The sequence below is a fragment of the Brachybacterium sp. GCM10030268 genome (assembly GCF_042666305.1).
GTDB lineage: Bacteria > Actinomycetota > Actinomycetes > Actinomycetales > Dermabacteraceae > Brachybacterium.
The window spans coordinates 19,094-44,889 of sequence record NZ_JBHTCW010000008.1 but is presented as its reverse complement, the minus strand read 5'-3'; the positions used below and the strand labels follow the sequence as shown (position 1 = coordinate 44,889).

Genomic DNA, 25,796 nt, shown 5'->3' with positions numbered 1-25,796 from the left:
ACTCCCCGGTGGTCTCCCACCTTCGCCAGTCGTGTGAGGCCACTGTATCCGGACCTCGCGGGCGGTGCCCGGCTCGGTCAGGATCAGTCGGCCCGGGTCAGGACGCGGCGGTCAGCCGCCGCACGACGTCGACCAGGAGCGGCTGCTCGGCACGCTTGATGCGCTCGTGGAGGGACTCCTCCGTGTCCGTGTCCAGCACCTCGACCGGGGCCTGGGCGAGGATGCGGCCGGTGTCGACACCGGCGTCCACCTCGATGACGCTGACGCCGGTGACCTTCACCCCGTGGGCGAGGGCGTCGCGGACGCCGTGGGCGCCGGGGAAGGACGGGAGCAGGGCCGGGTGGGTGTTGATGATGCGTCCGCCGTAGGCCTCCAGCAGCGGGGGGCCGACGAGTTTCATGAATCCCGCCAGCACGACCAGCTGCGGGTCCAGGCGGGCCATGGCGCGCGCGAGGGCCTGATCCCACGCCGGACGGTCCGGATGGTCGCCGAGCCGCACCACCTCGGTGGGGATCCCCTCGGCGCGGGCGTGCTCGAGGCCGGAGGCGTCGCGATCGGCGATGACGCCGACCACGGTGTACGGGCAGTCCTGGTCCTGGGCGGCGCGCAGCAGGGCGGCGAGATTGGAGCCGGTGCCGGAGATGAGGACGGCCACGGGGGTTCGGGTCACCGGATGTCGCATCACCGGGTCAGCGTAATGCGGGCACCGACCGCGACGCTCCACGCCCATCCGGCCGAGGCCTGTCCGGCTCGATCTGCGGCGAGGGGCTGGGCTGGGCTGGGCTGATCAGGATCAGTCCCGGCGAAGCGGGCACAATGGGACCGATGAGCAGCGAACAGAACAGCGATCGGGGCACGGCGTCGGGCGGCAGGGGGTCGGCGCGGCACCGTCGTCTGCTGGGCGGGCTGACGCTCGCGCTGCTGGCGTCCTGGCTGCTGACGCTCGCTCCCCTGCCGTTCTCCCTGTTCGCCGGGGTGGCGGGCCTGGCCGCGCTGGTGCTGCTGATCCTGCTGGTCGTGCAGTCCTTCCGGGAGGGGCGCCGCGGCATGGCGATCATGGCGGCCGTGATCGGCGTGCCGGCCACGCTGATGATCATCACCGGCTCGCTGCTCTCGCTGCTGTTCTACGGGCCGATGGCGGAGATCCAGGAGTGCCGCGCGACGGCGATCACCGAGCAGGCGCAGTCGCAGTGCGATGTCGAGGCGCAGGACTCGATGGCCGAATGGCTCAGCGGTCTTCTGGGCGGCTGAGACCGAAGGCGCCCTCGGCCTCGCCCTCGGCCCCTTCGCCGGTCGCGCTTCGTCCGTCGGCCTCGCTCGCTCCGTCGGTCGCGCTTCGTCCGTCGGCCGAGCCCGGTGCCTCGCCGGCACCGCCGTCAGCGTCGGCCTCGCTCTGTCCATCGCTCGGGTCGTCGTCGCCAGCGCCGGCCCCGCCGGTGCGCGGGCCGGGCTCCGACTCCGGCACGTCCCGTTGCGTGTCGGACCCGTTCTGCGACGGGGTGTGCCGGTGCGCGTCGTTCTGGGCGGTGCGTCCCCGAAGGTGGGTCGTCTCCGAGCGCTCGGCCTTCTCGGCGCCTTCCACCTTCTCGCGCAGCGCGGCGACCAGGGCGCGGGACCAGTCGATCAGCGGGGTGGCCATCACCACCAGCACCACAGCGGTGGAGACCGCCACGATGCCCGTCAGCGGGAGCACCAGGCTGTCCATCTGCGGGCCCAGGTGGACGAGGCGGCCGTCTCCGATGCCACCGGTGGACAGGCCCGCCAGCAGCAGCACCGCGAGGATCACCGACGCGGGGTAGGCGATCCAGGCGGTGACGCGGTCGCGCAGCTCGAGGTCCGCGACGTTGCCGACGAGGTTGACGGCGCCGGCCGCGACGGGGATCGCGGGAAGGACCAGCAGCGCCCACATCCAGCCGGGGAAGTCCCCGGGGCCCGGCAGCGCACCCAGCATGGGCAGCGCCGGCATCACGCCGGTCTCGGCGCCGGCCAGCGAGATCCCCGTCGAGGTGCCCACACCGATGGTGCCGCCGGCGACGACCACCAGCGCCCACAGAGCCAGCAGCGGCAGCAGTGCGAGCTGGATCAGGGTCAGCACGATGCCACCGACGATCCCGGGCGAGAGGGACTCGAACAGCGAGGACTGCGCGGGCAGGGAGACCAGCAGCATCACCACGGTCACCAGCATCCCGAGCCCGAGCAGGCCCACCACGGCGATCAGCGCGGCCCGGGCGATGTCGCCGTACGGGCTGGGCAGGAGGTCGAGCACGCGCACCCCGGGAACCGTCGAGGTGGCGTCACGGCGCAGGGAGAACAGCACCCCGGCCAGGCCGCCGAGGACGGCGATCATCGCGCCGGAGACCAGCGCCGAGGTCACCACGGGGCTGGCCTCGGCGCTGCGCCCGATCCCGGCCAGCACCGCCAGCCCGACGGCGTAGACGAACGCATAGGAGCCCAGCGCCCCGCCGGCGTCGCGCAGGGCGCGGGCGCGCAGCACGCCGTCGTCGCGGACCAGCCGCAGGGCCCGTCCTACCCGGCGCATGCCCAGCAACGAGATCGCCAGCAGCACGATGAGCAGCCCGAACGGGGTCAGGGTGACGGCGCCCTCGACGACCCCTGTGCTCAGCACGATCCCGCCGCCGTGGCCGAGGACCAGCAGGTTCAGAGCGATGATCACCGCGTCCAGCACGGTCGCGGAGGACCGGGTGCCGGCGACCTGGGCGGCCAGCGCAGGGACCACCACCACGGCGAGCGCCGTCCCGAGGGAGAGGATCGCGGCGATCGCGCCACGGGCCACGGGCGTCGCGATGCTGTCGCCGTTGCTGCTCACGGGATGCTCCTTGGGCGGGTCACGACGGGGAAGCGGAGCCGAGGGGGCTCCGGGGCCGGCACCCCGAGGTCGGGGTCGCCGGTCCATAGTCGCACCTCGGCGCGGCCGGGCCGTGCATCCGGGGAGGGGACACAGGTCACGGCGCGGGGCGCGGCGGGTGCCGCATAATGACACGGATGTCCGCCCCGAATCCCAGCCCTGAGGCCGCCGCCGAACCGGTGACGCTCTCCGCCCGCACAGTCCGCATCGAGGAGCCGGTCGACCTGCTGGGCCATATCCCGGTCGGGGTCAGTGCGGCATGGCTGCGGCACGGTCAGGGCATGGTCGCGCTCGGCTCGGCATGGTCGGTGCGCACGGCCGGCCCGCATCGCTTCGCCGCCGCCAGCGCCGCCTTCCGAGCGGTCGCCGCCCGTGCCCGCGTCGATGATGAGGTGCGCACCCGTACCAGCGGGCTGCTCGCACTGGGCAGCTTCTCCTACGCGGATTCCTCGGCGAGGTCGTCCGTGCTGATGGTGCCGCGGGCCGTGCTGGGGGTCCATGACGGGGAGTCGTTCCTGACCGTGGTCGGGGTCGACGAGGACCCGCTCATGCCGGCCTCCTGGCGGGATCTGTTCCCCTCCTCCCCCGTCGTGTCCGCGACGCCGGGAGCCCTCGAGGTGGAGGCGGAGCACACGCCGGACGAGTACCAGTGGCTGGTCCGCGACGCCGTCGAGGAGATCCGGCAGGGCGGGGCCGCGAAGGTCGTGCTGTCCGAGCGCACGACGGTTCGTTCCGGGACCCCGATCGAGCCGGCGGTGCTGCTGACGCGACTGGCCCGCGACTATCCCAGCACCTGGGTGTACCACCTGGACGACGTGGTCGGGGCGAGCCCGGAGATGCTCGCCCAGACCGAGCACGGCCGGGTCTTCTCCCGCGTGCTCGCGGGCACCCGGCCGGTGGCCGACAACGGCGAGCTGGACGAGGCCGACCGTCGTGCCTTCCGCGCCGACGCCAAGGAGCTCTCCGAGCACGCGTTCGCCGCGGAGTCCGTGGTCGAGCGTCTCGCCGGCCTGGCCGAGGACATCGAGGTCTCCTCGGAGCCGTTCGTGCTGCGTCTGCCGGGGCTGGAGCATCTGGCCTCCGACGTCTCCGCGAGGCTGCTCGAGGGCGTGACGAGCCTGGATGTCGCCTCCCGGCTGCACCCCTCGGCGGCTGTCTCGGGCACGCCCCGGGACGCGGCCGACGAGATCATCTCCCGTCTGGAGACGCACGACCGCGGCGGATATGCGGCACCCGTGGGGTGGATGGACGCCCACGGCGATGGACAGTGGGCGATCGCGCTGCGGATGGCCCATCTGGTCGATGAGCACACGGCACGACTGCACGCGGGCGGCGGGCTGGTGGCCGCCTCGGATCCGGTCTCGGAACACGCTGAGGTCCTCGCCAAGTGCCGCCCGATGCTGCGCGCTCTGCGCGGCGAGCCGACTCAGGATCCTGCCGGGCGCGCCTGACCTGACCGGGGCGCAGCCGGGGACTCGCGGCCCGGCTCAGGAGTGAATGCTCAGGAGGCAGCGCTCAGGAGGGTGCCTGGCCCAGCGTGATCTGGAGTTCCTGGACGTCCTGGTCGCGGACCACGGTCAGCGTGTGCTCGGAGTCCACCGGCAGTCCGCGCACCACCCCGGTCAGGGCGGCTGCGCTGCCCACGGGCGTCTCGTCCACCGCGGTGATCAGATCACCCTCCTGCAGCCCGGCCTGCTCCGCAGGGCTCCCGGGCTCGACACTGACCACCTCTGCGCCCCGGTGGGTGACATCGCCGACGGTCTGCGCCCCGTCGGTGCTGGTCACACCGACGTACGCGTGGTCGGCCGTGCCGTCGGCCTGGAGCTGACCGGCGATCATCGCGGCCGTGTTCGAGGGGATCGCGAAGCCGAGGCCGATGCTTCCGGCCTGACCGGAGGCGTTGGGGATCCCGGCGATGGCGGTGTTGATGCCGATCACCTGGCCGGCGGCGTCCACGAGCGGGCCCCCGGAGTTGCCGGGGTTGATGGCCGCGTCGGTCTGGATCGCGGAGGTGTACGTGGCGTCGGAGCCGTCCGTCTCGTCCCCCGAGGCCGTGACCGGCCGATCCAGCGCCGAGACGATGCCGGTGGTCACCGTGTTCTCCAGTCCCAAGGGAGTCCCGAAGGCCATCACCGACTGACCCACCGTGACGGTCGAGGAATCGGCGAAGGTGGCCGGCTGGAGACCCTCCGGCGGGGAGTCCAGGCGGATCACCGCGAGGTCCGTGGTGGGGTCGGTGCCGACGACGGAGGCGGAGTAGGACAGGCCGTCGCTGGTGGTCACCTGCGCGGACTCCGCGTCGGTGACGACGTGGTTGTTGGTCAGGATCGCCCCCTGCTCGTCGAGGATCACGCCGGTGCCCTGGCTGGTCCCGGCCCCCGAGGAGACCTGGATCGCGACGGCGCTCGGCGCGACCTGATCGGCGACCGCCGTCCAGTCCGGATCCTCGGTGGAGGACACCGCGGTGGGGCTGGCCGTCGTGCCAGGAGACGGGGTCGACTGCTCCGTCGCCGGCGCCTCCGGATCGATGAACTCGTCGTAGGCGACGACGCCGCCGAGGGTCGCGCCGCTGGAGAACAGCATCCCCAGTGCCACCAGCGCCGTCACCCCGCCCCAGCCGGGGCCGCGTCGCCGTGGTGCCGAGCCGGCCGGCGGGACCGCGGACGGAGCCGAGCCGGCCGGCGGGACCGCGGACGGAGCCGAGCCGGCCGCCGGGGTCGCGGCCGGAGCCGAGCCGGCCGCCGGGGTCGCGGCCGGAGCGGATGAGGCCGGGGAGGCGAAGGGGTCGGAGTACGTGCCGGCCGCGGGACCCCACGCGGCTGCGTCCTCCGCTGCCGGTGGGTACGCGGAGTCGTCGCCGGGCCCGGACCCGGCGTGGTCCGGGGTCGGCTCGAACTGCTCGGTCGGCGGAGTGTCCTGGGCGCCGCGGTACCCGCCGGGAAGGTTCGGGTCCCCCGGGCCCCCGTACCCGAAGAACGGGGCGGCATGGTCGGGGGTCGACGCGGCGTCGTCGTGGTTCTCGTACGGTTCGCGCTCGTCCTTCATGTCATTCATGGGACCACCTCTGCTGCCGAATTCGACGATTGCGAGCTGGACCCTTCCTGGACGAGGAACGCCCGTAGCCCGGATCCCGACTGTGCCAGTGCTGCGGGCAGGCTGTCCGCGTCCACGCGCTGCACGGCGGCGCCCAGAGCAGTCACGGCGCCGGCGATGTCCACGCCGTGCGGAGTGGTGAAGAACCGCCGCAGCAGCTCGGGAGGGGCGGCGGCGTGCTCGAGGCCGGAGAAGATCCGGCCACCCCCGTCGTCGACGACGATCACATCGAGGTCGGGGGTCTGCTCGTGGGGACCGATGACCAGCCCGGTGAGGTCGTGCAGAGCCGTGAGGTCGCCGGCCAGCACCCGCACCCGGCCCGGTGCGGCCCCGGCCTCGGTTCCCGCCCCCGGCACGTCGCCGGAGCCGCGAAGGGCCAGGGCGATGCCGCCGGCCATCGAGAGGGTGCCGTCGATCCCGGCCAGACCGCGGTTGGCGATGATGCGCCCTGCGGTGGCGCCCGCGTGCTGCTCGAGGTCGCGGATCAGGCTCGAGGAGCCGAGCACGAGCAGGTCGTCCTCACCGGTCGCGTTCCAGACGGCGAGGGCGGCCCGCTGCTGCCAGGCAGCCGTCAGCTGCGCCGTGCGGTCCGCGGCGGCGCGGCGCCACGCCTCCAGGCGCTCCTGGCGCGCCGCGATCTCGCGGCGGTCCTGCTGGTTCCCGGACCGGTCCTGCTGCTCGTCCTCGCCGGTGCCGGTGCCGGTGCCGGTGCCGGTGCCGGTGCCAACGCCAGTCCCAGCGCCAGTCCCGGTGCCGGATCGGATGCTGCCGGCCAGGGCCGGGTCCTCCCCCGCGGCCGCGGGGACGACGAGGCGAGCACGGCGTGCGGCGTCGGCCCAGTCGGGATGCTGGTCGACCACGATCACCTCGACGTCCTCGGCGCCGAGCAGCTGGCCGATCACGGGCCGCGAGAGGGTCGGGTGCCCGAACACGATGGCCCGCTCCGGCCGCAGCGGGTGGTCCGGGTCGGCCATGATCTCCGCGAGCAGTGCGGGGTAGCCGGGTACGAGCGTCGCGCCGCCGCGCGCGCCGGAGCTGGGTTCGGCCAGCAGCGGCAGGTGGTGGCGCTCGGCGAATCCGCGCGCAGCCGCGCCGGCGTCACCGGCGACGACGACGGTGCGCGCGCTGACCGGCACGGGATGCGCCGGCGGCGGCACGGGCGCCGGGCGGTGGGTGAGCACGATCCGCTCGCGCTCCCCCGCGGGGATGTCGGCGGCAGGGGCCCGGGGTACGAGAGGGTCGCGGAACCCGAGGTTGAGGTGGACCGGGCCGGGATGCTCGCCCGTCGCGACGGCGAACGCGCGGGCGGCCACCGAGACGGCGGTGCGCAGTTCGGCCGGCGTGGCGCCGGTGGCCGTGGGGGCGGGCAGATCGGCGTCGAAGCGCACCAGCGAGCGGAACATGCCCGCCTGCCGCGTGGTCTGGTTCGCGCCGACGTCGCGCAGCTCGGCGGGTCGATCCGCGGTCAGCACCAGCAGCGGCACGCGCGAGTGGTGGGATTCCATCACGGCCGCCAGCAGGTGCGCCGTCGCGGTGCCGGAGGTGGTGGCCACGACCGCCGGATGCGCGCGGTCGTGGCGCGAGAGCCCCAGGGCGGTGAAGGCGGCGGCACGCTCGTCGATACGCACGTGAGAGCGGATCTCTGCGGCCGGACGAGGCTCGCAGAGCCCATAGACGAGCGGGGCGGAGCGCGAGCCCGGGGCGAGGACGGCGTCCCGGACGCCGAGCGCTGCCAGCGCATCCCAGATCGCGACCGCTTCCTCGACCGCGCCGGATCCTGCGGGACGGGGTGCGCTGATCGACGAGGGCGGCGCGGGAAGGGCGGTCTGGTGCATGCTGCCAGAGTAGTTCGGCACAGCCGTCACAAGCGCTCGGCGCAGGCCTCCAGGCGCTCCTGCCACCGGGCGGCGAGCTCGGGCGGCGCCGCATGCCGCTCCAGCAGCTCCGGCTCGGGCTCGGGACGGCCGACGGGGATCGTGCCGCCGGCTGCATGCAGCGGTTCGGTGATCAGATCCCCGGTGAGCAGGGCGGCGGTGGCGAGGCCACAGGCATGGGTGAGCTCGGGCAGGGCGGCGGCGAACGCGAGGCCGGCGCTGAGACCGACGCTGGACTCCAGGGCGGAGGAGACCACCACGGGCAGGCCTGCCTGCTCGGCGAGGTCCAGGCACCGTGCCACGCCCCCGAGCGGCTGCACCTTCAGCACCAGCACGTCGGCCGCCTCGGCCCGCGCCACGCGCAGCGGGTCCTCGGCCCTCCGCACCGATTCGTCGGCCGCGATCGGGATGTCGAGGGCGCGGCGCACCGAGGCGAGATCCTCGATGCTCGCGCAGGGCTGCTCGGCGTACTCGAGGCCACCGGCGGCCCGGTCCAGCACCGGCAGGGCGGCCAGCGCCTCCTCCAGGGTCCAGGCGGCGTTGGCGTCGATGCGGAGCCGGGCATCCGGTCCCATCGCGTCGCGCACGGCCTCCAGCCGCGCGGCGTCCTCGGCCAGGGTCGAGGCGGGATCGGCGACCTTGACCTTGGCGGTGCGGGCGCCGCCGACGGTGGCGATGCGGTGGGCCAGCACGGCGGGGACCACGGGGATGGTGGCATTGACCTCGATCTGCTCGCGACGCGGAGCCGGGCGGGGATCGGTGGCGTCGGCGAGCGCCGCACGCAGCCAGGTCGCCGACTCGTCGGCGTCGTAGTCCCAGAACGGGGAGAACTCGGCCCAGCCGGCGGGTCCGTGCAGGAGCAGTCCGTCCCGTTCGGTGATGCCGCGGAAGCGTGTGGTCAGGGGGATCGACCAGGCGAGGACACGATCGATGCCGCGCTCGCGCAGAGCGGTGGGGATGCGCATCCCTCGAGGTTAACGGGACGAGGGCCGCCGGCCGAAGCCGCGGGCCCGTCCTCCGCGGCGCTGAGGTACGGGGCGCTGATGTCCGAGGCGAGCCCGGACTACCCTGAGTCCCATGACCTCCGCCGCCGCTGCTTCGTCATTGCCCCCGTCGGTCTCCGAGACCTTCGATCCCCGTCGGTGGCGGGAGGTGACGCCGGCAGAGCACGGTGGGCAGGCCCTCAGCGATGTCACCTATCACCGGGCCGTCGAGCGCATCGAGAGCCCGGACGGGGAGGCGACCATCCGCGACCTGCCCTGCGTCCGGGTCGCCTTCGATCGGCCCGAGGTGCGCAATGCCTTCCGTCCCCGAACGGTCGATGAGCTGTACCGGGCGCTGGATCATGCCCGCCTGGATCCCGGCGTCGGCGTCATCCTCCTCACCGGCAACGGCCCCTCGCCCAAGGACGGCGGCCGCGCCTTCTGCTCCGGCGGTGACCAGCGCATCCGAGGCCGCTCCGGCTACGAGTACGCCGAGCAGGAGGAGCTGGGCGAGACCTCGCAGGTGCGCGCCGGCTCCAGCGGGCGGCTGCACATCCTCGAGGTCCAGCGTCTGATCCGCACGATGGGCAAGGTCGTCATCGCCGTGGTCAACGGATGGGCGGCCGGCGGCGGGCACTCCCTGCATGTGGTCGCCGATCTGAGCATCGCTTCCCGCGAGCACGCGCGCTTCAAGCAGACCGACGCCGATGTGGGTTCCTTCGACGGCGGCTACGGCTCGGCCTACCTCGCCAAGCAGGTGGGCCAGAAGCGGGCGCGGGAGATCTTCTTCCTCGCCGAGGAGTACTCCGCCCAGGACGCCCTCGACTGGGGCGCGGTGAACCGGGTGGTGGACCATGCGGACCTCGAGGAGGAGGCGCTGCGGCAGGCCGCGGTGATCGCCACCAAGTCCCCGCAGGCGATCCGGATGCTGAAGTTCGCCTTCAACCTGGCCGACGACGGGCTCATGGGCCAGCAGGTCTTCGCCGGTGAGGCCACCCGACTGGCCTACATGACCGACGAGGCCGCCGAGGGCCGTGACGCCTTCCTCGAGAAGCGCTCCCCCGACTGGTCGCCGTTCCCCCACCCCCAGGGCTGAGCGCGCCGTGACTCCCCCGTCCCAGCGCGCAGCGGCTCCCCCGCCCGAGCGTCCCTGGCTCATCCCGCCCCGCGACGATGCCTCCGCCGCCTCCCTGGACGCGCACGCCCGCGCCATCGGCGAGGTCATGGCCGGCACCGGGAGGCTGTGGCTGGGCCCCTTCGATCCTCCGCCGGCTCTGCCCGCGGGGTTCGAGGAGACCGCGCTGGTGGTCCCGACCTCCGGGTCGACCGGGACCGCCAAGGCGGTGGCCCTGACCCGCCAGGCGCTGCTGGCCTCCCATGACGCCACGGCCGCCCATCTGGCGGCGGACGTCTCGGCGGGAGCCGGCGCCTCCACGCCGTCCCGGAGCGCTGTGGCCGGATCCGGGGGGCACGGGATCTGGCTCCCGCTGCTCCCGCCGACCCACATCGCCGGAGTGCAGGTCATCGCCCGCGCCCACCGCACCGCCCAGGTGCTGGGCCTGCCCGAGGCCGCCCTGCCGGACCCGCTGCCGGACCTGCGAGGACACTTCGGCGCCGCCGCCTTCGTCGCGCTGGCCGAGCCCGCGCTCGAGCAGGCCGCTGCGGCCGGGCTGCCCGCGTTCACCTCGCTCGTTCCCACCCAGCTCACCCGGATCGTCACCGGGGGCTCCGGGGCCGACGCCCGCGCCCGCGCGGTCCTCAAGCGCTTCGACGCCGTGCTCGTCGGTGGCGCCGCGACCAGAGGTGACGTGCTCGCACGAGCCCGCGCCCAGCGGATCCGCGTGGTCACGACCTACGGGTCCTCCGAGACCGCGGGCGGCTGCGTCTACGACCGTCGGTCGCTGCCGGGCGTGCAGTTGCGGGTGCAGGCGCCCGACAGCGACGGCGCGGGGCGGCTGGCGATCATCTCCCCAACCCTGGCGCTGGGCTACCTCACCGCGGACGGCGGCACCGACACCGCGGCGTTCTCGCAGGACGAGCCCCGCGCCTTCAGCACGTCGGACCTCGCCGAGCTCGACCCGGACGGCGCGCTGACCGTGCTGGGCCGTGCCGACGACGTCATCAACACCGGCGGCCGGAAGGTCCTACCGCAGGATGTCGAGCGCGCCATCGACCGCTCCCTCATGCTGCGCGGGCTGGTGCGCTCCTGTGTCGTGGTGGGGGTGGATGATCCCGAGTGGGGCCAGCGGGTCGAAGCCCTGGTCACCCTCGAGGCGGGTGCGGAGCCCGCAGAAGCGCCGTCGCTCGTGCGCTCCGCCCTGCGTACCAGCGATGTCCCGGCGCACATGGTCCCCAAGCGGGTCCATGTGGTCGAGGAGCTGCCCCTGCTGGGGATCGGGAAGGTGGATCGGGCCGCGGCCCGGCGCCTCGCAGCCGGCTGAGCGCGGCCGCCGGGCTCGGCGTCGCTGTGCCGTGGGCCACGGCGCCTCTTTCCCCTCCGGCCTGGGCGTATGCTTCTGCGGGGCCACCACCGGGGTGGCCTGTCGATTCCTCGAGGAGCACGATGGCCAGCCTGTCGCAGTGGGTCCAGGGCGCCCGACCCCGCACCCTTCCGGCCGCCCTGTCCCCGGTCGCCGCCGGCACAGGTGCCGCGATCTGGCAGCTGGAGACGCAGACCGGCGGCGTCGACTGGGCCGTGGTGATCCCCCGGGCGCTGCTCGCGCTCGCGGTGGCCCTGTGCCTCCAGGTCGGGGTCAACTACGCCAACGACTATTCCGACGGGATCCGCGGCACGGACGAGGACCGAGTGGGGCCGTTCCGGCTGACTGGTTCGCGCGCCGCTGCCCCGCGGCAGGTCAGGACAGCCGCCATCGCCGCGCTCGCCGCCGGCGCGCTGTTCGGGGTGGTGCTGATCGTCCTCGCCCAGATCTGGTGGATGCTGATCGTCGGAGCCGCCGCCATCGCCGCCGCCTGGTTCTACACCGGGGGCAAGAATCCGTACGGCTATCGCGGCCTCGGTGAAGTGTTCGTCTTCCTCTTCTTCGGCCTGGTCGCCGTCAACGGCACCGCCTACGCGATCACGGTGCAGCTGGGATGGGTGTCCGTGCTCGCCTCCGTCGGGGTCGGGCTGCTGGCGGTGGCGATCCTGCTGACCAACAATCTGCGCGACATCCCCACCGACTCCGTCTCCGGCAAGCAGACCCTGGCGGTGCGGCTGGGTGAGCGTGGCACCCGCGTGCTGTTCGCGGGGACCATGCTGGCCCCCTTCGCGCTGCTGGTGCCGGTGATGATCGTCCACTGGCCCACCGTGGCGGTGCTGGTCGCGCTGCCGCTGGCGATCGCGCCGCTGCGCACCGTGCTGCGCGGCGCGAGCGGCCGGGACCTGATTCCGGTGCTCGGAGCCACGGGTCGGCTCGAGCTGGTCTACGCGCTGCTGCTGCTCATCTCTCTGGCCGTGTGATCCCGTCGGCGCGGTCCCCGTCGGCGCCGTCGGCGTCGGCGCCGTCCCCGTCGGCATCATCCCCGTCGGCGGCGTGCTCGTCGGCGCGATCCCCGTCGATGTCCTTCCCGTCGGCGTCGGTCGCCCGGCCGTAGTCGTCCAGCAGCGCGTCCTCCTCGACGGCGTCCTCGTCGACCGGCTCGCCCTTGCGGGCGCGGCGGCGATCATCGGCAGCCTTCCAGCGCATGGCCGCGGCTTCTCGGATCCGGTGCAGGAATAGGATCGAGATCAGCATCGCCAGCAGCGCCGCGAGCACGCCTGCCAGCATCACCCCGATGTCGAACAGGGTCAGTACCCACCAGATCCCGACCCACAGGGCCAGGCGGATGACGGCGAACAGGGCCATTTCTCGCATGGGATCAGAGTAGAGCGCCCGCATGGGAATGGGCCGATCATGGCCATGAGCCCGGTCACCGACATGACGCCGATCACCGCAATGATCAGGCGCGTTGCCTAGACTCCCGCCATGCCCCGCGCGATCCTCGCTCTCGTATCCATCGCCCTGACCGTCTTCGCGCTCGCTGACTGCGTCCAGACCACGAACGACAAGGTCCGCGGCATCCCGAAGTGGGCGTGGGTGGTGCTCATCGTGCTGCTGCCGTGGGTGGGGCCGATCACCTGGCTGATCGTCGGCAAGGACCGCAGCAACGGCGGCAGCGGCGGGTCGCGCCGGACCCGGCCCACGGCGCCCGACGAGGATCCCGACTTCCTGCGCCGGCTCGACGAGGACATCCGCCGCGAGCGGCGGGAGCGCCGTCACCGCGATCAGGACGGCGACCAGAACTCCGAGTAAGGATCCGCACGAGCCCGCAGCAGGACCGAGCAGGACTGCCCCGGGTCACAGCCCCGAGTACGAGTGCAGGCCGTTGATGACCGTGTTGACGATCGTGTAGTTGAAGACCACGGCCACGAACCCCGCCAGGGCGAGCCCGGCGGCGCGACTGCCACGGAATCCGCCGGTGGCGCGGGCGTGGAGGTAGGCGGCGTAAATCACCCAGATGATGAACGTCCACACCTCCTTGGGGTCCCAGCCCCAGTAGCGGCCCCACGCCTCGCGCGCCCAGATCGCGCCGAACATCAGCGTGAAGGTCCAGCACACGAACGCGACGGAATGGATCCGGAAGCTCAGCGCCTCCAGCACGGTGGAGCTGGGCAGCCGGTCCAGGACGTGCCCGAAGCGGCCCCAGTGCTCCGGCAGCTCCTCGCCCGCCTCGGCCTTGACCACCAGGGCGCGCTCGTGGCGAGACTGCAGCAGCTGCAGGGCGGCGACCACGGCTCCGAGGATGGACAGGGCGGTGGCCAGGATCGCGACGGCGATGTGGATGTAGATCCAGTGGGAGTTCTGCAGGCTCGGGGTCAGCTCGGCGGCGGGCACGATCCAGAAGGTCTGCGCCAGCAGCATCACCAGCAGCACCGGGCCGACGACGAAGGTGCCCAGCGCCCGCAGCTCGGCACGCTTGATCGAGAAGATCAGGAACGCCGCCATCACCACGGCGGTGCTGGTGGTGGCGAACTCGTACATGTTCGCCCACGGCACCCGCTGGGTGGCGGCGGCCCGGGTGGCGACACCCGCGATGTGCAGCACCGTCGCCGCGCCGGAGAGCAGGAAGGCGAAGGACTGTGCGGTCATCGTGCCGGAGACCCGGCCCGCCGGCGGGCCCGAGCCGGCGGCCTCGTCGCTGACACCGGTGCCCGCGGTCCCGCCGGATCCTCTCCGCGATGTGGTGGCCCCGGACCCGGCGCCGGGAACCGCCGCCTCGGCGGTCTCGGCCCGCGAGCCGGCCCCGGAGCCGACGGTCGCGGGCTCAGCGGCCGGCACGGCACCGGAGGTGCGGCTCTCCTGTGCGGCCAGCCGCGCATCGCTGCGGCGCTGGGACATGGACGCGAGGTCGGCGGCGAAGCCGATCAGTGCGAGCACGTACAGCACGATCGTCACCACGATGGCGAGATTCGAGATCTCCGCCAGCTGCTGGTCAATCACTGTGCACTACCTCCAGGGGTGTCATCGTCATCGGCTGCCGTCTCCGGAGCCGCCGGGTCACGCTCGGCGCGCGACCCGGTCCCATCCTGCGCCGTCCCATCCTGCGCCGTGCCATCCTGCGCCGTGCGATCCGGCGCCGACTGATCGGTCGCCGTCCGGCCGGCCGCCGTCTGCTCGGTGGCCGCGCCCCCATCCTGCGCCGAGATGATCGTGTCGGCCAGTGCCTGCACATCATCCGGCAGGGCCGGGTCGTCGCTGCGGGCGAGGCCGGCGACCTCCAGCACGGCGGTGCCGTCCCGTTCGCCCACGCGCACCCAGAGCCGCCGTCGCGGCACGAAGAGGGAGAGGATGAGCCCGCCGGCGGCGACCAGAGCACTGACCAGGACCCAGCGCTCGAACGGGTCGTGGGCGACGTCGAACGCGGCGTAGCGCTTGACTCCGTCGAAGCTGATGGTGGTGCCGTCGGGCAGCTCGTACTCCTGGTTCGGGTACAGGCGCACCAGCACCGGCGAGCCGTCCTCGTCGGCCACCGGCTCCAGCGAGGAGACGTCGACCTCGTAGGCATTGGTCGGCACCCCCTCGTCGAGCCCGAGGTCTCCCTGGTGGACGGTCAGCGCGAGCTGCGGATCCACGAGGTCCGGGTAGATCGAGTGCGGTCCCTGCTCGTCGATCACCCCGGTGGGAAGGAAATAGCCGACCACGGCCGTCTGCTTCGGCTTCGCATCGGGCGCCTTGATCACCAGCTGCGAGGTGTAGCCGACATCACCGGAGGGCACGGTGATGACCGGGCCCTCGGCCACGACCGTGCCCTCCGGATCGGTGACGGTCACCTCGGGGGCGTAGCCGTTGCCCAGCAGGTACATCGAGGAGCCGTCGACATGCAGGGGCTTGTTCACCTGCAGGGTGCGGTCCTCCTCCGTCTGCCCCGGGGTGTCGACGTGGACGTCGGCCTCGAAGGACAGCGGCTGGCCCACGCGGTCCTCGGGGCCCTCCTGGACGTACTCGGCGCGGAAGTCCTCGAGCGTGAAACGGAACGGGGGCAGGCTCGAGGGGTCGAACCAGGGCCCGGAGTCGAAGGAGTCGTACTGGGTCAGGGAGTTGGAGAAGCCCGAGCCCTCGACCACGGTGATCTGACCGCGGTAGCTGGTCAGCTGGCCGCCGGCGACGCAGATCAGGACGCCGACCAGGGCGATGTGGAACAGCAGGTTCCCGGTCTCGCGCAGCAACCCGCGCTCGGCGCTGACGGAGGCGGCGGCCGTCTCCTCGCGGCGCTGGGTGCGGTAGCGGGAGCGACGCAGGGAGCGCTGCGCGGTCTGCAGGAGCTGATCGGCGTCGGCGCCGGGCAATTCGGTGCGGGTATAGCCCGTGAAACGGGTCAGCCGCGAGGGGGTGCGAGGCGGCTTCGAGCGCAGCTGGGCGAGATGCACGCCCACCCGCGGGACGATGCAGCCGATCAAGGAGATGAACAGCAGCAGGTAGATCGCCGAGAACCACGGCGAGGAGAACACCTCGAAGAACCCGAGGGTGTCCAACAGCTCGCCCCAGCGCCCGTTCTCCTCGAGGAACTGGTCGGTCAGAGCCGGGTTCACGCTGCGCTGCGGGTACAACGACCCCGGGACGGCGGCGATCGCCAGCAGCATCAGCAGGATCAGCGCCGTCTGCATGCTGGTCAGCTGGCGCCACAGGAACAGCAGGGTGCCGCGCAGTCCCAGCGAGGGCAGGGTGGTGCCGCCGCGCGGGCCGTTCTTGTCGCGCTTGCTGCTCCAGGGATCCGGCGAAGCGGCGTCCTCGGACGAGCTGCCGTCCGCTCTCGCGCTCTTCGCGGCGCTCGGGGCCCCGCCCTTCTCGTCCCCGGGGCGTGGTGAGGTGCTCAGGTTCTTCTCCGCATCGTCGTCGCCGGCCATCAGACCACCGGCTCGAAGGTCGAGATCACGCTCTGCAGGTCACCCATCCAGGCCGACCACTGCCCCGTCATCAGCAGCACGCCGATCGTGATCAGCAGCGCCCCGGAGACCAGGCCGATGCTGCGGCGGTGACGGGAGAGCTTCTTGCTCAGCCCCAGGGCGCGCTCGAACAGCAGGGCGAACAGCACGAACGGGATGCCCAGACCCAGGGAGTACGCGAGGGCCAGCACGCCGCCGCGCAGCGCGGCGCCGTCGCCACCGCCGTTCAGGGACAGGGCGACGATCGCGGCATAGGTGGGCCCGATGCACGGGGTCCAGCTGAGACCGAAGACGAGACCCATCAGCGGGGCGCCCAGCAGGCCCGCGTCGGGGCGCTTGCTGGAGACGGGTCGGTTGGCGCCGAGACCGGGGAAGACTCCCAGGAAGACCAGGCCCATGAGGATGACGATGGCGCCGGCGACACGGTCGATCCACACGCTGTACTCCTGCAGCAGGTACCCCAGAGCGCCGGCGAAGCCGCCGAGCACCATGAACACCGCTGCGAAGCCGGCGACGAACAGGAGGCTGCCGGCGAGCATGCGCCCGGTGCCGGGCTTGGCGCCCTTCCGGGCCGGCGAGGTCCGCCCCCGCGTGCCGGCGACGACACCGCTCTGGCCTGCCAGTCCCGAGACATACCCGAGATAGCCGGGGACGACGGGCAGCACGCACGGGGAGAGGAAGGCGACCAGTCCGGCGGCGGCGGCCACGGCGATGGCCAGCAGCAAGGATCCGGACAGCGCGGTCGCCTGGAAGGCCGCTCCGATCTCGGCGAGGATCATTCGGCGAGCACCCCATCGAGCATGCTGCGCAGCACGGAGGGATCCGCGGCGCCGGAGATGCGCGCGGCGACGCGGCCCTCACGGTCCAGCACCAGGGTGGAGGGGACGGCGTTGGGCGCGACCTGGCCGCGCAGCTCGTACATGATCTGGGCGTCCTGGTCGGGCATCGAGGGGTAGGTGATCCCGTAGTTCTCCTCGAACGCCCTGGCAGGACCCTCGGAATCGCGCACGTTGACCCCGACGAACTGCACGCCCTGGTCGGCGTAGTCCTCGTGGATCTTCTGCAGCTCCGGGGCCTCCTTGCGGCACGGCGGGCACGAGGCGTACCAGACGTTGACCACGAGGACCTCGCCGCGCTGGTCCGCGGCGGAGAACTCCTCCCCGTCGTACGTGGTGCCGGAGAACTTGAGGGGCTCGGTGCGCTGATCGGGGGTGATCTCGGTGGTCACGCCGTCGCCGGAGACGTAGCCGGATTCGTAGCGGTCACTGGTGTCGTTCCCGCACCCGGACAGCGCCGCCGCCGAGAGGACGCCGGCGGCCGCGAGCAGGCCGCGGCGGGAGGGCCGGACGGTCCGCGCCGCGCGGGCAGCCGGAGCACTCGCGGGAGAGTGGACAGCACGGGGAGGCAGAGCGAAGAGGGCCGGCCGGGACTCCTCGGAGAACGGGGACGGCAGGGAGCGCGGACTCACGTCAGGCGACCTCCGGTCGCATCGACCGCCCCCGCGTAGAGCTCGGCGGCCGGCTCGGCGTAGTCCACGCCGGCCAGGTGGGGGCCGACGAAACGCAGGCTGGTCACCGAGCACAGCGCGCACTGGCGCCGGCGCGGATCGTGGAAGAGCGGTTTGCCCTCGGCGCTCCGGCGGATCAGCCAGATGGGCAGCTGGTGGAGGACGAGCACCGCTTCGTGCCCTTCGGCCTCGGCGCGGACGTCGTGCACCGCGGCGATCACGCGCTGGAGCTGCTCACGGAAGGGCTCGCCCCAGGAGGGTCGGGCCGGGTTGACGAACCAGCGCCAGTTGCGCGGGTCCCTCAGCCGCGCCTGGCCGTGGCCCATCCGGTGGCCCTCGAAGTGGTTGCCCGATTCGATGAGCCGCTGGTCGGAGGTGACCTCGAGGTCGTGAGCGGCGGCGATGGGCGCGGCCGTCTGCTGGGCACGCAGCAGCGGGGAGGAGCGCACCACGGCGACGTCGGAGTCGGCCAGGTGGCCGGCGACGCGTTCGGCCATCTGTGCGCCGCGCTCGCTGAGGCGGTACCCGGGCATGCGTCCGTACAGGATGCGATCCGGGTTGTGCACCTCGCCGTGACGGACGAGGTGAACGGTGGTGGTGGTCATGAGAGCGAGGTCCTCCCTACTCCGAGCCGCTTCACGGTACCAACCGTTTCTCCGAATCAGCTCTGCGGCGGCTCCTGCGGGTGAGGCGCCGGACATCCCAGGGCGATGGGCGCCCCCTCGGGCACCGCGCGGCCCAGGATCCGGCCCAGCTCCAGGAAGTCGTCGTGGCCGATCACGTCCAGCAGCAGATCCCGCACCGAGCGCACGTGGGTCGGCGCCGCGCGCTCCAGCAGCGCCTGCCCCGCCTCGGTCAGCTGAGCCTGCCGGCCGCGACCGTCGGCCGAGCATCGCACCCGTTCGACCAGGCCGCGCTTCTCCATCCGGCCGATGGTGTGGGTGAGGCGGGAGCGGGAGTGGACGACCTGGTCGGCGAGCTCCGACATCCGCAGGAAGCGGTCCTGCGCCTCGGACAGGCGCACCAGGATCTCGTACTCGCCGAGGGTCAGGTCGATCTCCGGATCCGCCTGCAGCGCTTCGGAGAGCCGGTCGCTCAGCAGCGCCGTGGCGTAGAGGAAGCTGCGCCATGCCGCCTGCTCTTCGTGGGTCAGCCAGAGCTCCTCGGGCGTCGACGCCCGATCCGCACCGCTTGACTGTATGTCCTGCATCACTGTCTCCTTCTTCCGAGGGCACTGCTGTTGCCGCTCGCCCGAGTATAGTTTATCTTTCAAGCACGAGTTCGGTGAACGCCCGAATCTCTTGTCAGCCTCGATCCCAAGGAGACGAAGCATGAACGACCTCACCCCCGGCACCTGGACCCTCGACCCCGGCCACACCTCCGCCAGCTTCATGGTGCGCCACGCCGGCATCTCCAAGGCGCGCGGCCAGTTCACCGACATCGAGGGCAGCCTCGTCGTCGGCGAGAACTCCGAGGACCTGTCCTTCCAGGCCACCCTGAAGACGGCCTCGATCGACACCTCGCAGGAGGACCGCGACAACCACCTGCGCAGCGCCGACTTCTTCGATGCCGAGACCTACCCCGACATCAAGTTCGTCTCCACCAAGCTCGAGGGCGACAAGCTCCACGGCGATCTCACCATCCGCGACGTCACCAAGCCGGTCGTCCTCGACTTCTCCTACGAGGGTGCCGCCACCGACCCGTTCGGCACCTACCGCGCGGGCTTCACCGGCGAGACCACCATCTCCCGCAAGGAGTTCGGGCTGACCTGGAACGCCGCCCTCGCCGCCGGCGGAGTGCTGGTCGGTGACGAGGTCAAGATCAGCATCGAGGCGGAGTTCACGGCACCGACCGCCGCCTGATCCGCCGCGTCCGAGCCATCGGCCGCAGGAGCATTCCCGCCCGAAGCCGGCGGCGCCGGCACCGGCACCCCGGCACCGGCACCTCCTGCGAATGATGTACGAGACGTGCATGACGGGCCGTCCGCTTCGTGCGGGCGGCCCGTCCTCGTCGCGGGGCGGGCGCTCTCGTCCCGGGACGGCCTGGCACAAAGGTGTAGCTGAGCGGACCGTGCCCCCTCTCAGAGCAGGGCACGGTCCGCTGAGCTACATGTTCGTGCCACCACCCCCGGCACCGGGTCCCCGGTCCGCTCGATAAGGTGCCAGCCATGAACACGCCGCGCGTTCCCTCCCCTGCCGATCCGCACGCCCGGATCCTGTACCTCACCCGGGACGGCTGCCACCTGTGCGAGGAGGCCCTGCCGGTGGTGCGGGCCGAGGCCGATCGCGCCGGCACAGCGGTCGAGGTGCGCGACATCGATGAGGACGAGACCCTCCGCCGCGACTGGGACTACGACGTCCCCGTGGTGATCGTGGACGGCTCCGTGTTCGCGAAGTACCGCGTCGAGGCTGATCAGCTGCGCGCCACACTGCGCAAGCGTCCGTGGTGGCGGCGCCTGACCGGACGGGCCTGAGAGCTCTACAGGGCGCGCCCGAAGACGCCTGCAGACGACGACGGCCCCCGTCCGAGGACGGGGGCCGTCGTGCATCACACAGTGCTCACTTCTTGTTGCGACGCTGGTGACGAGTCCTGCGAAGCTGCTTGCGGTGCTTCTTCTTGGACATGCGCTTGCGTCGCTTCTTGACGACAGAACCCATAGGTTGCCTCTGTTCTGCAGGCCACGCCTGCGGGATGATGCAGCGGATCAGGAGTGCGCGGCCCGCGGGGTCTCCACAGAGGTGGTGCGCGGTCCGCCGCCACGGTCGACCAGCCATTCTACACAGCGAGCCTGCAGATCCCTCCGCGGGTGAGCGATATCGCTCGCACGTGCTCGCGCGCGTGAGCGAGATCGCACGCAGTCAGCTAGCCGCGCGCGAGCGCGAGGTCCCCGGCCGCCCGCTCGGCGCGGTCGAGCTCGGCGTCGACGCCCGCCACCACGTGCCTGAGGGCGACCTCGCGCACCTGGGCGGTGAGCACCGTGCGGGCCCGGCGGCGGTGGCCGGCGCCGGCGAGCGCGGCAATCGCTCCCCCGGCCAGAGCCAGGAGAACGCCGGCCGCGATCCCCAGCACGATCAGCGCGGTAGGCACGGGGATCGGGATCCACAGCTCCTCGATCATGGGCATCGGCGGCGGAGGGATGGCGAAGAAGGCGAGCGCGGCGTTCAGCACCAGCCAGCCCAAGCCCACCACCCAGGTGAGCACGGCCAGCCACTGCAGGATGTTCAGCACGGGCCACCACCACGAGGCCGTCGTGGTGCGCAGATCGGCACCGGCGAAAGCCTGGTCCAGGGCGTCGGGCAGCTCCTCCTCCCGAGAGCGGGCTGCCTGGCGCACCGCGGCCCGCCAGGGATCGCTGCCGCCCACCGAGGCGGCATCGGCGAACCGGCGCACCCCGCCGGAGGCGCGGGCCCGGGTGGCCGCATCGGGCTCGGGCAGCGAGGTGCGCTCCAGCCCCTCACCGTCACGGCGGCGGCCGATGCCCAGCCGGCCCAGCGGATCCGGGCGCAGCCGGCGCACCCAGCGCAGCGGCGGCCAGCCCACCTGCCCGGCGGCGCGGTAGCGGTAGGAGGCGCCGACGGCCTGGGCCACCGGCTCGACCCGGGCCGCAGTGGCCAGGTCCTCGACCAGCGTGGAGACCTCTGCGTGCGGGACCTGCCCGGGCATCCCGGACGGGTCGGCGGCCTCCAGCAGCCGCTCGGCGCCGCCTCGGACATCGGCGCGCTGACGGGCGGCGGCGGCCTCGCGGGTGCGGGCGATGGCAACCAGCTGCTCGCGCAGCTGATCCACGCCCTCGCCGGTGCTCGCGGAAGTCCCCATTACGGGCGCCTGATCCAGTCCGTCGGCCCGGGCGATGCCCGACAGGGAGGCCAGGACCTCCTCGCGCTCGCTCTCGCGGATCCGGTCGATCTGGTTCAGCACGAGCACGGTGACGGCGTCGTGACCGGCGTAGGGGCGCACGAAGTCGTGGTGGAGGACGGCGTCGGCGTACTTCTGGGGGTCGGTGACCCACACGATCACGTCGACCATGCCCGTCATGCGCTCGGCGATGGCGCGGTGGTCGGCCTGGACGGAATCGAGATCCGGCAGGTCCAGCAGCACGATCCCGGGGGTCCCGTCGTCGGCGCCGTCCCCGTTCGCGGCCCTGCTCTGCGCCCCGTCAGGGTCCGCGCCACGGACCCTGCGCCTCCGGCACCGACGGGAGGGCACCGGGGCGGCCGCGGCCTCCAGGGTGACGCCGGTGCCGTCGAGGTGATGGCGCTCCTCGACCTCGAGCCAGTCCAGCAGGGGGTCGCTGCCGGCGGCGCCGAGCACCGCTGCGACCGGGCGGGCGGTGGTCGGCCGGCGCACGGCGGCCCGAGATATCTCCGAGCCGACCAGGGCGTTGACGAGCGTGGACTTCCCCGAGCCGGTAGCGCCGAAGACGCCGATCACCGTGTGCTCGGCGGACAGCGCCCGACGCCGGTCGATGCGGTCCAGCAGGTCACGGACGGCCTCGACGTCGGCGCCGGGGGCGATGCCCTCGAGGGCATCCGCGGAGCGCTCGAGGGCGTCGATGCGCTCGGCGAGCGGGGCCGGGCCACGCCTGCGACCCGGGGTGCGGTCGGGGCGGCCGGTGCGATCGGGACGGCGGCTCATGCATCCTCCCGGATGGTTCCGGCGAGCTGGTCGAGGGCGTCGGCGTCGGCCTCCAGGAGGTCGGCGGAGCCGTGATCGCCGAGCTCGTCGAGCAGGTCGAGGAAGGGTCCGGAGCGTTCGGCGACCAGTGCGTCGAGTCGGGAGCTGAGACGCTCCCGGGCCACCCGCGCCATCCGGCGCACCGCCTCCTCCCCGAAGATCGTCTCCAGCAGCTTCTGGCCGACGACAGCGGTCGCGGCACCCGCGCCGACCTCCAGCCCCGTCGGCACGAAGGCGGTGGAGGCGAACACGACGACCATGAGCGCGACGCCCACGGCGTTCACACCGAGGGAGAGCAGGCGGGCCTTGGTGCGGCGGTCGGCGCCCTCGGAGCGCACGAGCTCCAGCACGTCGCCCTGCCAGGCGCGGATGGCGGTGGAGACCTGCTCGCGGTACCCCTCCGGGATCCGGGAGAGACCCCGGCCCTCGGCGAGGTAGCGGCCCGCCGGGGTGGCGCGCCAGGCGGCGTCGGCCCGTTCCGCCCCGCGGGCGCTCTCGTCGATCACGACATGGACCAGACCGGTGCCCAGGGCCTGCTCGGCGGCGACCGAGGGGGCCGGTCTGCCGCTGATGGCGAGGCCGATGCGGTCGCGCACCCGCGAGACGAGGTTCTCGACGCCGCGGAAGAACTCGCCGGTGCCGACGACGTCCTGCCAGCGGGCGAGGACCTCGCCGCGCAGCAGAGAGCCGTCGCCGAGGGCCTCGTCGATCCGTTCTCGGGCGCCGGTGAACGCCGCCAGGGCCTCGTCGCGCAGCCGTTGCCGCTCGGCCTCCTGGGCGCGGGCGTGCTCCGCGATCTCCCGCGCGGACCCGGCGAGCCCGGCGATGGCGCCGGCGAGGGTGCGGCGGGCGATCCGGCCCCGGCCGCCGGCGTCGGCGGCGAGCGCGGAGAAGTGCTGTTGGAGCTCGGCGATCGCGGCCAGGGGCAGCATCCCCTGCTCGTCGAGCTCGGTCTCGTGGACCAGGAAGAGGTGGGTGACGTCGATGCCGTGGCGCTCGAGCATCTCTCGCAGGTCGGTGGCCAGTTCCTCGGAGACGCCCTCCCGGTCGGGGATGCGGTTCATGACCACGTCGACCCTCACGTCGCGCTCGGCGGCGGTGCGCAGGACCTCCCACGGCACCGCGTCGGCATACCGGTTGGCCGTGGTCACGAACAGCCACAGGTCCGCGGCGCGCAGGAGCTGCCGCGCCAGCTCACGGTTCCCGGCGGCCACCGAGTCGATGTCGGGAGCATCGAGCAGGGCGAGGCCCTGGGGGACGCGGGCCTGCGCGCTCAGCTCGAGGCTGGTGGCGGGATGGACATCGCCGGCAGCCTCCTCATCGGGGCCCGACCTCGCCACCGGCGCAGGTCCGCCCGGCACGGGCCCACCGGCGATCGCAGTGTCGGCGACGGCGCCGGTCGTGGCGCCACGGCCACCGGCCTCCCCGCCGGCGCGGACCCGGGCCAGCCCCGGCAGGATGCGGGTGCCGGTGAACCAGGGTTCGTCGGCCGGATTGTGCAGCAGCACGGGCTGGCGCGTGGTGGGCCGGATCGCGCCGGAGCGGCTGGCGGTCTCGCCCACGAGGGCGTTGACCAGGGTCGACTTGCCGGCGCCGGTGGAGCCGCCGATGACCACCAGCAGCGGGGCGTCCAGCGATTCCAGCCGCGGGACGACGTGGTCGGCGAGCTGGGACCGGGCGGAGTTGACCTGCCCGCGGGCCTGCTCGGCGCCGTCGACGGGCAGCGGGAGATCCACGGTGGCCAGGTGCTCGGCGAAGGTGTCGAGCACCGCGGTGGGCTTCGTCGTCATCGTTCTCCCCGAAGGCTGTGCGCGCACGACCCGGTGCCGGGCCGCCGTGGCGACATTGTCGCAGGATCGGACCCCGCGAATGGGGGGCCCGCAGCGACGCCGGCAGCAGGGCCGGCGGCGAGAGCACGCGCGGTCACCCGGCCAGGGCTGATGCAGACGGTCCAGCTGGTTCGGCCGGTTCAGGCGGTTCGGTCCAGCCGGTTCAGTTGGTCCAGCCGGTTCAGTCGAGGTACGGGTCCAGTCCCCACTCGGGGAACGCGGCGCGCCGGGCCGCCTGCACCGCGCGGTCCAGCTCGTCGGCCGGGTCGTAGCCCGTCGCCCAGTCGCGAGCCCAGAGCGCGCGCCCGTCGCCGAAGGTACGGATCCCGGGATCCGGGGACAGCCCGTGCGCGCTGCGGGCCCGTCCCTCGGCCTCGAGGTAGGAGGCCGGCAGCGCGGCGTCCGGCTCGAGCGGGTCCCCGGTGGCCACCGCGATCAGCTGCGCCCAGGAGCGGGGCACCACGTCGATCACCGCATAGCCGCCACCTCCCAGCGCCAGCCAGCGGCCGTCGCAGACCTCGTCGGCCAGCTCGCGCAGCATGATCATCACCTCGCGCTGGGCCTCGAGGGAGACGCTGAAGTCCCCCAGGGGGTCGACGCGATGGGTGTCGGCCCCATGCTGGGTGACCAGGAGCGTCGGGCGGATGGCCCGCACCAGGGCGGGCACCGTGGCGCGGATCGCGCGCACCCACCCGTCGGCCGTGGTGCGCGGCGGCAGCGGTACGTTGATGGCCGATCCCTGCGCGCCCGCTCCCCCGGTGTCCTGGATGAAGCCGCTGCCGGGGAACAGGCGCTCGCCGGTCTCGTGGATCGACAGGGTGACGGCGCGGGGCTCGTCCCACAGGGCCAGTTCGACGCCGTCGCCGTGGTGGACGTCGACGTCCACGTACAGCACCCGCTCCTCCCCCTGGGCCAGGGCGTGTTGGATCGCGACGGCCGCGTCGTTGTACACGCAGAACCCAGAGGCGCTGCCGGGCCGGGCATGGTGGAGGCCCCCGGCAATGTTGACCGCGCGACGCACCCGGCCGGAGCGGATCGCGTCGACCGCCGCGACCGAGCCTCCGGCGATGCGGGCGGAGGCCGTGTGCATCCCGGGGAAGGCCGGCACGTCGTCCCCGCCGATGCCGAAGTGGATCAGCTCGTCGGCCGCACCGAGGTCCTGGGGCAGCGACGCCTGCTTCACCGCCGCGATATAGGCGGCCTCATGCACGGCACCGAGCTGCTCGTCGGTGGCCACGGGCGCCTCGAGGAACTCCACGCCGGGCCGATCCAGGAGCCCTGCGCAGCGGGCGAGCTCGAAGGTCAGCGACAGCCGCACCGGGGACATCGGATGGTAGGGACCGAAGTCGTACTCGGACAGGGCATCGTCTCGCACCAGGCCGGTGGCGTCCGGGACGGAGGCGGGGCCGGCGTGCGGAGTCGGGGCGGACAGGGGCGCGGCATCGGGCATGCGTCGAAGCGTACCCACGAGCGGCCCGGTGCGGCCGGATGCCCGGCGCGGTCTCATAGACTGCCCCGAGCGCGGCGACCTGCCGCGGGAGGACGCC

Annotated in this window: 24 protein-coding genes; 8 read left to right on the top strand and 16 right to left on the bottom strand. The window is 73.0% G+C overall.

Annotated features, from left to right (window positions below; translation table 11 throughout):
* Positions 1 to 97: 97 nt before the first annotated feature.
* Entirely contained in the window at positions 98 to 670 is a 573-nt protein-coding gene (purN, locus tag ACFQRD_RS11935; protein ID WP_377018141.1) for a phosphoribosylglycinamide formyltransferase, read from the bottom strand.
* A gap of 155 nt (positions 671 to 825) precedes the next feature.
* Here purN and ACFQRD_RS11930 point away from each other — a divergent pair, with 155 nt between their 5' ends.
* Entirely contained in the window at positions 826 to 1,251 is a 426-nt protein-coding gene (locus ACFQRD_RS11930) for a hypothetical protein (protein ID WP_377018142.1), read from the top strand.
* On the opposite strand, the gene ACFQRD_RS11925 is transcribed toward ACFQRD_RS11930, so the two are convergent.
* The gene (locus ACFQRD_RS11925; RefSeq protein WP_377804343.1) at positions 1,229 to 2,827 is read right to left on the bottom strand and encodes a DUF6350 family protein; all 1,599 of its coding nucleotides are present in this window, start codon (positions 2,825 to 2,827) and stop codon (positions 1,229 to 1,231) included. The two genes, ACFQRD_RS11930 and ACFQRD_RS11925, sit on opposite strands and share 23 nt — an antisense overlap.
* 176 nt (positions 2,828 to 3,003) lie before the next feature.
* Here ACFQRD_RS11925 and ACFQRD_RS11920 point away from each other — a divergent pair, with 176 nt between their 5' ends.
* A complete protein-coding gene (locus ACFQRD_RS11920; protein WP_377018144.1) occupies positions 3,004 to 4,317 on the top strand; it encodes an isochorismate synthase MenF in 1,314 nt (437 codons plus the stop codon).
* Between the two features lie 64 nt (positions 4,318 to 4,381).
* Here ACFQRD_RS11920 and ACFQRD_RS11915 read toward each other — a convergent pair whose 3' ends face one another.
* Genes ACFQRD_RS11915 through ACFQRD_RS11905 form a run of 3 tightly spaced genes read right to left on the bottom strand, consistent with a single transcriptional unit; the run spans position 4,382 to position 8,798 of the window.
* Positions 4,382 to 5,920, bottom strand: coding sequence for a trypsin-like peptidase domain-containing protein (locus ACFQRD_RS11915; protein ID WP_377804341.1), 1,539 nt, complete (start codon positions 5,918 to 5,920; stop codon positions 4,382 to 4,384).
* Positions 5,917 to 7,794: a 2-succinyl-5-enolpyruvyl-6-hydroxy-3-cyclohexene-1-carboxylic-acid synthase gene (menD, locus tag ACFQRD_RS11910; RefSeq protein WP_377804339.1), complete on the bottom strand. Its 1,878-nt coding sequence runs from the start codon at positions 7,792 to 7,794 to the stop codon at positions 5,917 to 5,919. The genes ACFQRD_RS11915 and menD overlap by 4 nt, the downstream gene beginning before the upstream one ends.
* A 26-nt stretch (positions 7,795 to 7,820) precedes the next feature.
* A complete protein-coding gene (locus ACFQRD_RS11905; RefSeq protein ID WP_377804337.1) occupies positions 7,821 to 8,798 on the bottom strand; it encodes an o-succinylbenzoate synthase in 978 nt (325 codons plus the stop codon).
* A 112-nt stretch (positions 8,799 to 8,910) separates the two neighbouring features.
* Here ACFQRD_RS11905 and ACFQRD_RS11900 point away from each other — a divergent pair, with 112 nt between their 5' ends.
* The 3 genes from ACFQRD_RS11900 to ACFQRD_RS11890 all read left to right on the top strand — a co-directional run bounded on the left by ACFQRD_RS11900 (position 8,911) and on the right by ACFQRD_RS11890 (position 12,276).
* The gene (locus tag ACFQRD_RS11900; protein ID WP_377018148.1) at positions 8,911 to 9,912 is read left to right on the top strand and encodes a 1,4-dihydroxy-2-naphthoyl-CoA synthase; all 1,002 of its coding nucleotides are present in this window, start codon (positions 8,911 to 8,913) and stop codon (positions 9,910 to 9,912) included.
* A gap of 7 nt (positions 9,913 to 9,919) precedes the next feature.
* Positions 9,920 to 11,257 carry an AMP-binding protein gene (locus ACFQRD_RS11895; protein ID WP_377804335.1) on the top strand — a complete coding sequence of 446 codons (1,338 nt, stop codon included), beginning with the start codon at positions 9,920 to 9,922 and terminating at the stop codon, positions 11,255 to 11,257.
* Positions 11,258 to 11,379: 122 nt separating this feature from the next.
* Positions 11,380 to 12,276, top strand: a complete 897-nt coding sequence (locus ACFQRD_RS11890) for a 1,4-dihydroxy-2-naphthoate polyprenyltransferase (protein WP_377804333.1) — start codon at positions 11,380 to 11,382, stop codon at positions 12,274 to 12,276.
* Here the strand turns inward: ACFQRD_RS11890 and ACFQRD_RS11885 are convergent.
* Positions 12,257 to 12,670: a DUF4229 domain-containing protein gene (locus ACFQRD_RS11885; protein WP_377804331.1), complete on the bottom strand. Its 414-nt coding sequence runs from the start codon at positions 12,668 to 12,670 to the stop codon at positions 12,257 to 12,259. The genes ACFQRD_RS11890 and ACFQRD_RS11885 overlap by 20 nt on opposite strands.
* Before the next feature lie 111 nt (positions 12,671 to 12,781).
* On the opposite strand from ACFQRD_RS11885, the gene ACFQRD_RS11880 reads away from it, so the two are divergent.
* Entirely contained in the window at positions 12,782 to 13,108 is a 327-nt protein-coding gene (locus tag ACFQRD_RS11880) for a PLD nuclease N-terminal domain-containing protein (RefSeq protein WP_377018152.1), read from the top strand.
* A 45-nt stretch (positions 13,109 to 13,153) separates the two neighbouring features.
* On the opposite strand, the gene ccsB is transcribed toward ACFQRD_RS11880, so the two are convergent.
* The 6 genes from ccsB to ACFQRD_RS11850 all read right to left on the bottom strand — a co-directional run bounded on the left by ccsB (position 13,154) and on the right by ACFQRD_RS11850 (position 18,956).
* Positions 13,154 to 14,296: a c-type cytochrome biogenesis protein CcsB gene (gene ccsB / locus ACFQRD_RS11875; RefSeq protein WP_377804329.1), complete on the bottom strand. Its 1,143-nt coding sequence runs from the start codon at positions 14,294 to 14,296 to the stop codon at positions 13,154 to 13,156.
* Positions 14,293 to 16,200 carry a cytochrome c biogenesis protein ResB gene (locus ACFQRD_RS11870; RefSeq protein WP_377804327.1) on the bottom strand — a complete coding sequence of 636 codons (1,908 nt, stop codon included), beginning with the start codon at positions 16,198 to 16,200 and terminating at the stop codon, positions 14,293 to 14,295. The genes ccsB and ACFQRD_RS11870 overlap by 4 nt, the downstream gene beginning before the upstream one ends.
* Positions 16,200 to 17,018 (bottom strand): cytochrome c biogenesis CcdA family protein, encoded by an 819-nt coding sequence (locus ACFQRD_RS11865; protein WP_377018155.1) that lies wholly within the window; start codon positions 17,016 to 17,018, stop codon positions 16,200 to 16,202. Before ACFQRD_RS11865 ends, ACFQRD_RS11870 begins: the two co-directional genes overlap by 1 nt.
* Positions 17,015 to 17,566, bottom strand: coding sequence for a TlpA family protein disulfide reductase (locus tag ACFQRD_RS11860; protein WP_377804382.1), 552 nt, complete (start codon positions 17,564 to 17,566; stop codon positions 17,015 to 17,017). Before ACFQRD_RS11860 ends, ACFQRD_RS11865 begins: the two co-directional genes overlap by 4 nt.
* Before the next feature lie 137 nt (positions 17,567 to 17,703).
* Positions 17,704 to 18,351, bottom strand: a complete 648-nt coding sequence (locus ACFQRD_RS11855; protein ID WP_377804325.1) for a histidine phosphatase family protein — start codon at positions 18,349 to 18,351, stop codon at positions 17,704 to 17,706.
* A gap of 56 nt (positions 18,352 to 18,407) precedes the next feature.
* Positions 18,408 to 18,956, bottom strand: a complete 549-nt coding sequence (locus tag ACFQRD_RS11850) for a MarR family winged helix-turn-helix transcriptional regulator (protein ID WP_377793075.1) — start codon at positions 18,954 to 18,956, stop codon at positions 18,408 to 18,410.
* A gap of 121 nt (positions 18,957 to 19,077) precedes the next feature.
* Between ACFQRD_RS11850 and ACFQRD_RS11845 the strand changes: the two genes are divergently transcribed.
* Together ACFQRD_RS11845 and ACFQRD_RS11840 are read left to right on the top strand one after the other, a co-directional pair.
* Positions 19,078 to 19,608, top strand: a complete 531-nt coding sequence (locus tag ACFQRD_RS11845; RefSeq protein ID WP_377018159.1) for a YceI family protein — start codon at positions 19,078 to 19,080, stop codon at positions 19,606 to 19,608.
* Positions 19,609 to 19,913: 305 nt separating this feature from the next.
* Positions 19,914 to 20,219 (top strand): glutaredoxin family protein, encoded by a 306-nt coding sequence (locus ACFQRD_RS11840; RefSeq protein WP_377018160.1) that lies wholly within the window; start codon positions 19,914 to 19,916, stop codon positions 20,217 to 20,219.
* An 85-nt stretch (positions 20,220 to 20,304) separates the two neighbouring features.
* On the opposite strand, the gene ACFQRD_RS11835 is transcribed toward ACFQRD_RS11840, so the two are convergent.
* The 4 genes from ACFQRD_RS11835 to ACFQRD_RS11820 form a co-directional block, all read right to left on the bottom strand.
* Entirely contained in the window at positions 20,305 to 20,403 is a 99-nt protein-coding gene (locus ACFQRD_RS11835; RefSeq protein ID WP_377018161.1) for a 30S ribosomal protein bS22, read from the bottom strand.
* A 205-nt stretch (positions 20,404 to 20,608) separates the two neighbouring features.
* Entirely contained in the window at positions 20,609 to 22,381 is a 1,773-nt protein-coding gene (locus ACFQRD_RS11830; protein ID WP_377804323.1) for a dynamin family protein, read from the bottom strand.
* Entirely contained in the window at positions 22,378 to 24,210 is a 1,833-nt protein-coding gene (locus tag ACFQRD_RS11825) for a GTPase (protein ID WP_377804321.1), read from the bottom strand. The genes ACFQRD_RS11830 and ACFQRD_RS11825 overlap by 4 nt, the downstream gene beginning before the upstream one ends.
* 220 nt (positions 24,211 to 24,430) lie before the next feature.
* Positions 24,431 to 25,699 (bottom strand): acetoin utilization protein AcuC, encoded by a 1,269-nt coding sequence (locus ACFQRD_RS11820; protein ID WP_377804319.1) that lies wholly within the window; start codon positions 25,697 to 25,699, stop codon positions 24,431 to 24,433.
* Positions 25,700 to 25,796: the final 97 nt, after the last annotated feature.

Excerpts from the sequence above, each read along its gene's own strand:
- ACFQRD_RS11850 (WP_377793075.1), bottom strand. The coding sequence starts at position 18,956 with ATGCAGGACATACAGTCAAGCGGTGCGGATCGGGCGTCGACGCCCGAG.
- ACFQRD_RS11900 (WP_377018148.1), top strand. The coding sequence starts at position 8,911 with ATGACCTCCGCCGCCGCTGCTTCGTCATTGCCCCCGTCGGTCTCCGAG.
- ACFQRD_RS11820 (WP_377804319.1), bottom strand. The coding sequence starts at position 25,699 with ATGCCCGATGCCGCGCCCCTGTCCGCCCCGACTCCGCACGCCGGCCCC.
- ACFQRD_RS11880 (WP_377018152.1), top strand. The coding sequence starts at position 12,782 with ATGCCCCGCGCGATCCTCGCTCTCGTATCCATCGCCCTGACCGTCTTC.
- ACFQRD_RS11840 (WP_377018160.1), top strand. The coding sequence starts at position 19,914 with ATGAACACGCCGCGCGTTCCCTCCCCTGCCGATCCGCACGCCCGGATC.
- ACFQRD_RS11855 (WP_377804325.1), bottom strand. The coding sequence starts at position 18,351 with ATGACCACCACCACCGTTCACCTCGTCCGTCACGGCGAGGTGCACAAC.
- menD (WP_377804339.1), bottom strand. The coding sequence starts at position 7,794 with ATGCACCAGACCGCCCTTCCCGCGCCGCCCTCGTCGATCAGCGCACCC.
- ACFQRD_RS11930 (WP_377018142.1), top strand. The coding sequence starts at position 826 with ATGAGCAGCGAACAGAACAGCGATCGGGGCACGGCGTCGGGCGGCAGG.
- ACFQRD_RS11890 (WP_377804333.1), top strand. The coding sequence starts at position 11,380 with ATGGCCAGCCTGTCGCAGTGGGTCCAGGGCGCCCGACCCCGCACCCTT.
- ACFQRD_RS11870 (WP_377804327.1), bottom strand. The coding sequence starts at position 16,200 with ATGGCCGGCGACGACGATGCGGAGAAGAACCTGAGCACCTCACCACGC.
- ACFQRD_RS11835 (WP_377018161.1), bottom strand. The coding sequence starts at position 20,403 with ATGGGTTCTGTCGTCAAGAAGCGACGCAAGCGCATGTCCAAGAAGAAG.
- ACFQRD_RS11915 (WP_377804341.1), bottom strand. The coding sequence starts at position 5,920 with ATGAATGACATGAAGGACGAGCGCGAACCGTACGAGAACCACGACGAC.
- ACFQRD_RS11865 (WP_377018155.1), bottom strand. The coding sequence starts at position 17,018 with ATGATCCTCGCCGAGATCGGAGCGGCCTTCCAGGCGACCGCGCTGTCC.
- ACFQRD_RS11845 (WP_377018159.1), top strand. The coding sequence starts at position 19,078 with ATGAACGACCTCACCCCCGGCACCTGGACCCTCGACCCCGGCCACACC.
- ACFQRD_RS11830 (WP_377804323.1), bottom strand. The coding sequence starts at position 22,381 with ATGAGCCGCCGTCCCGATCGCACCGGCCGCCCCGACCGCACCCCGGGT.
- ACFQRD_RS11825 (WP_377804321.1), bottom strand. The coding sequence starts at position 24,210 with ATGACGACGAAGCCCACCGCGGTGCTCGACACCTTCGCCGAGCACCTG.
- ACFQRD_RS11885 (WP_377804331.1), bottom strand. The coding sequence starts at position 12,670 with ATGCGAGAAATGGCCCTGTTCGCCGTCATCCGCCTGGCCCTGTGGGTC.
- ACFQRD_RS11905 (WP_377804337.1), bottom strand. The coding sequence starts at position 8,798 with ATGCGCATCCCCACCGCTCTGCGCGAGCGCGGCATCGATCGTGTCCTC.
- ACFQRD_RS11920 (WP_377018144.1), top strand. The coding sequence starts at position 3,004 with ATGTCCGCCCCGAATCCCAGCCCTGAGGCCGCCGCCGAACCGGTGACG.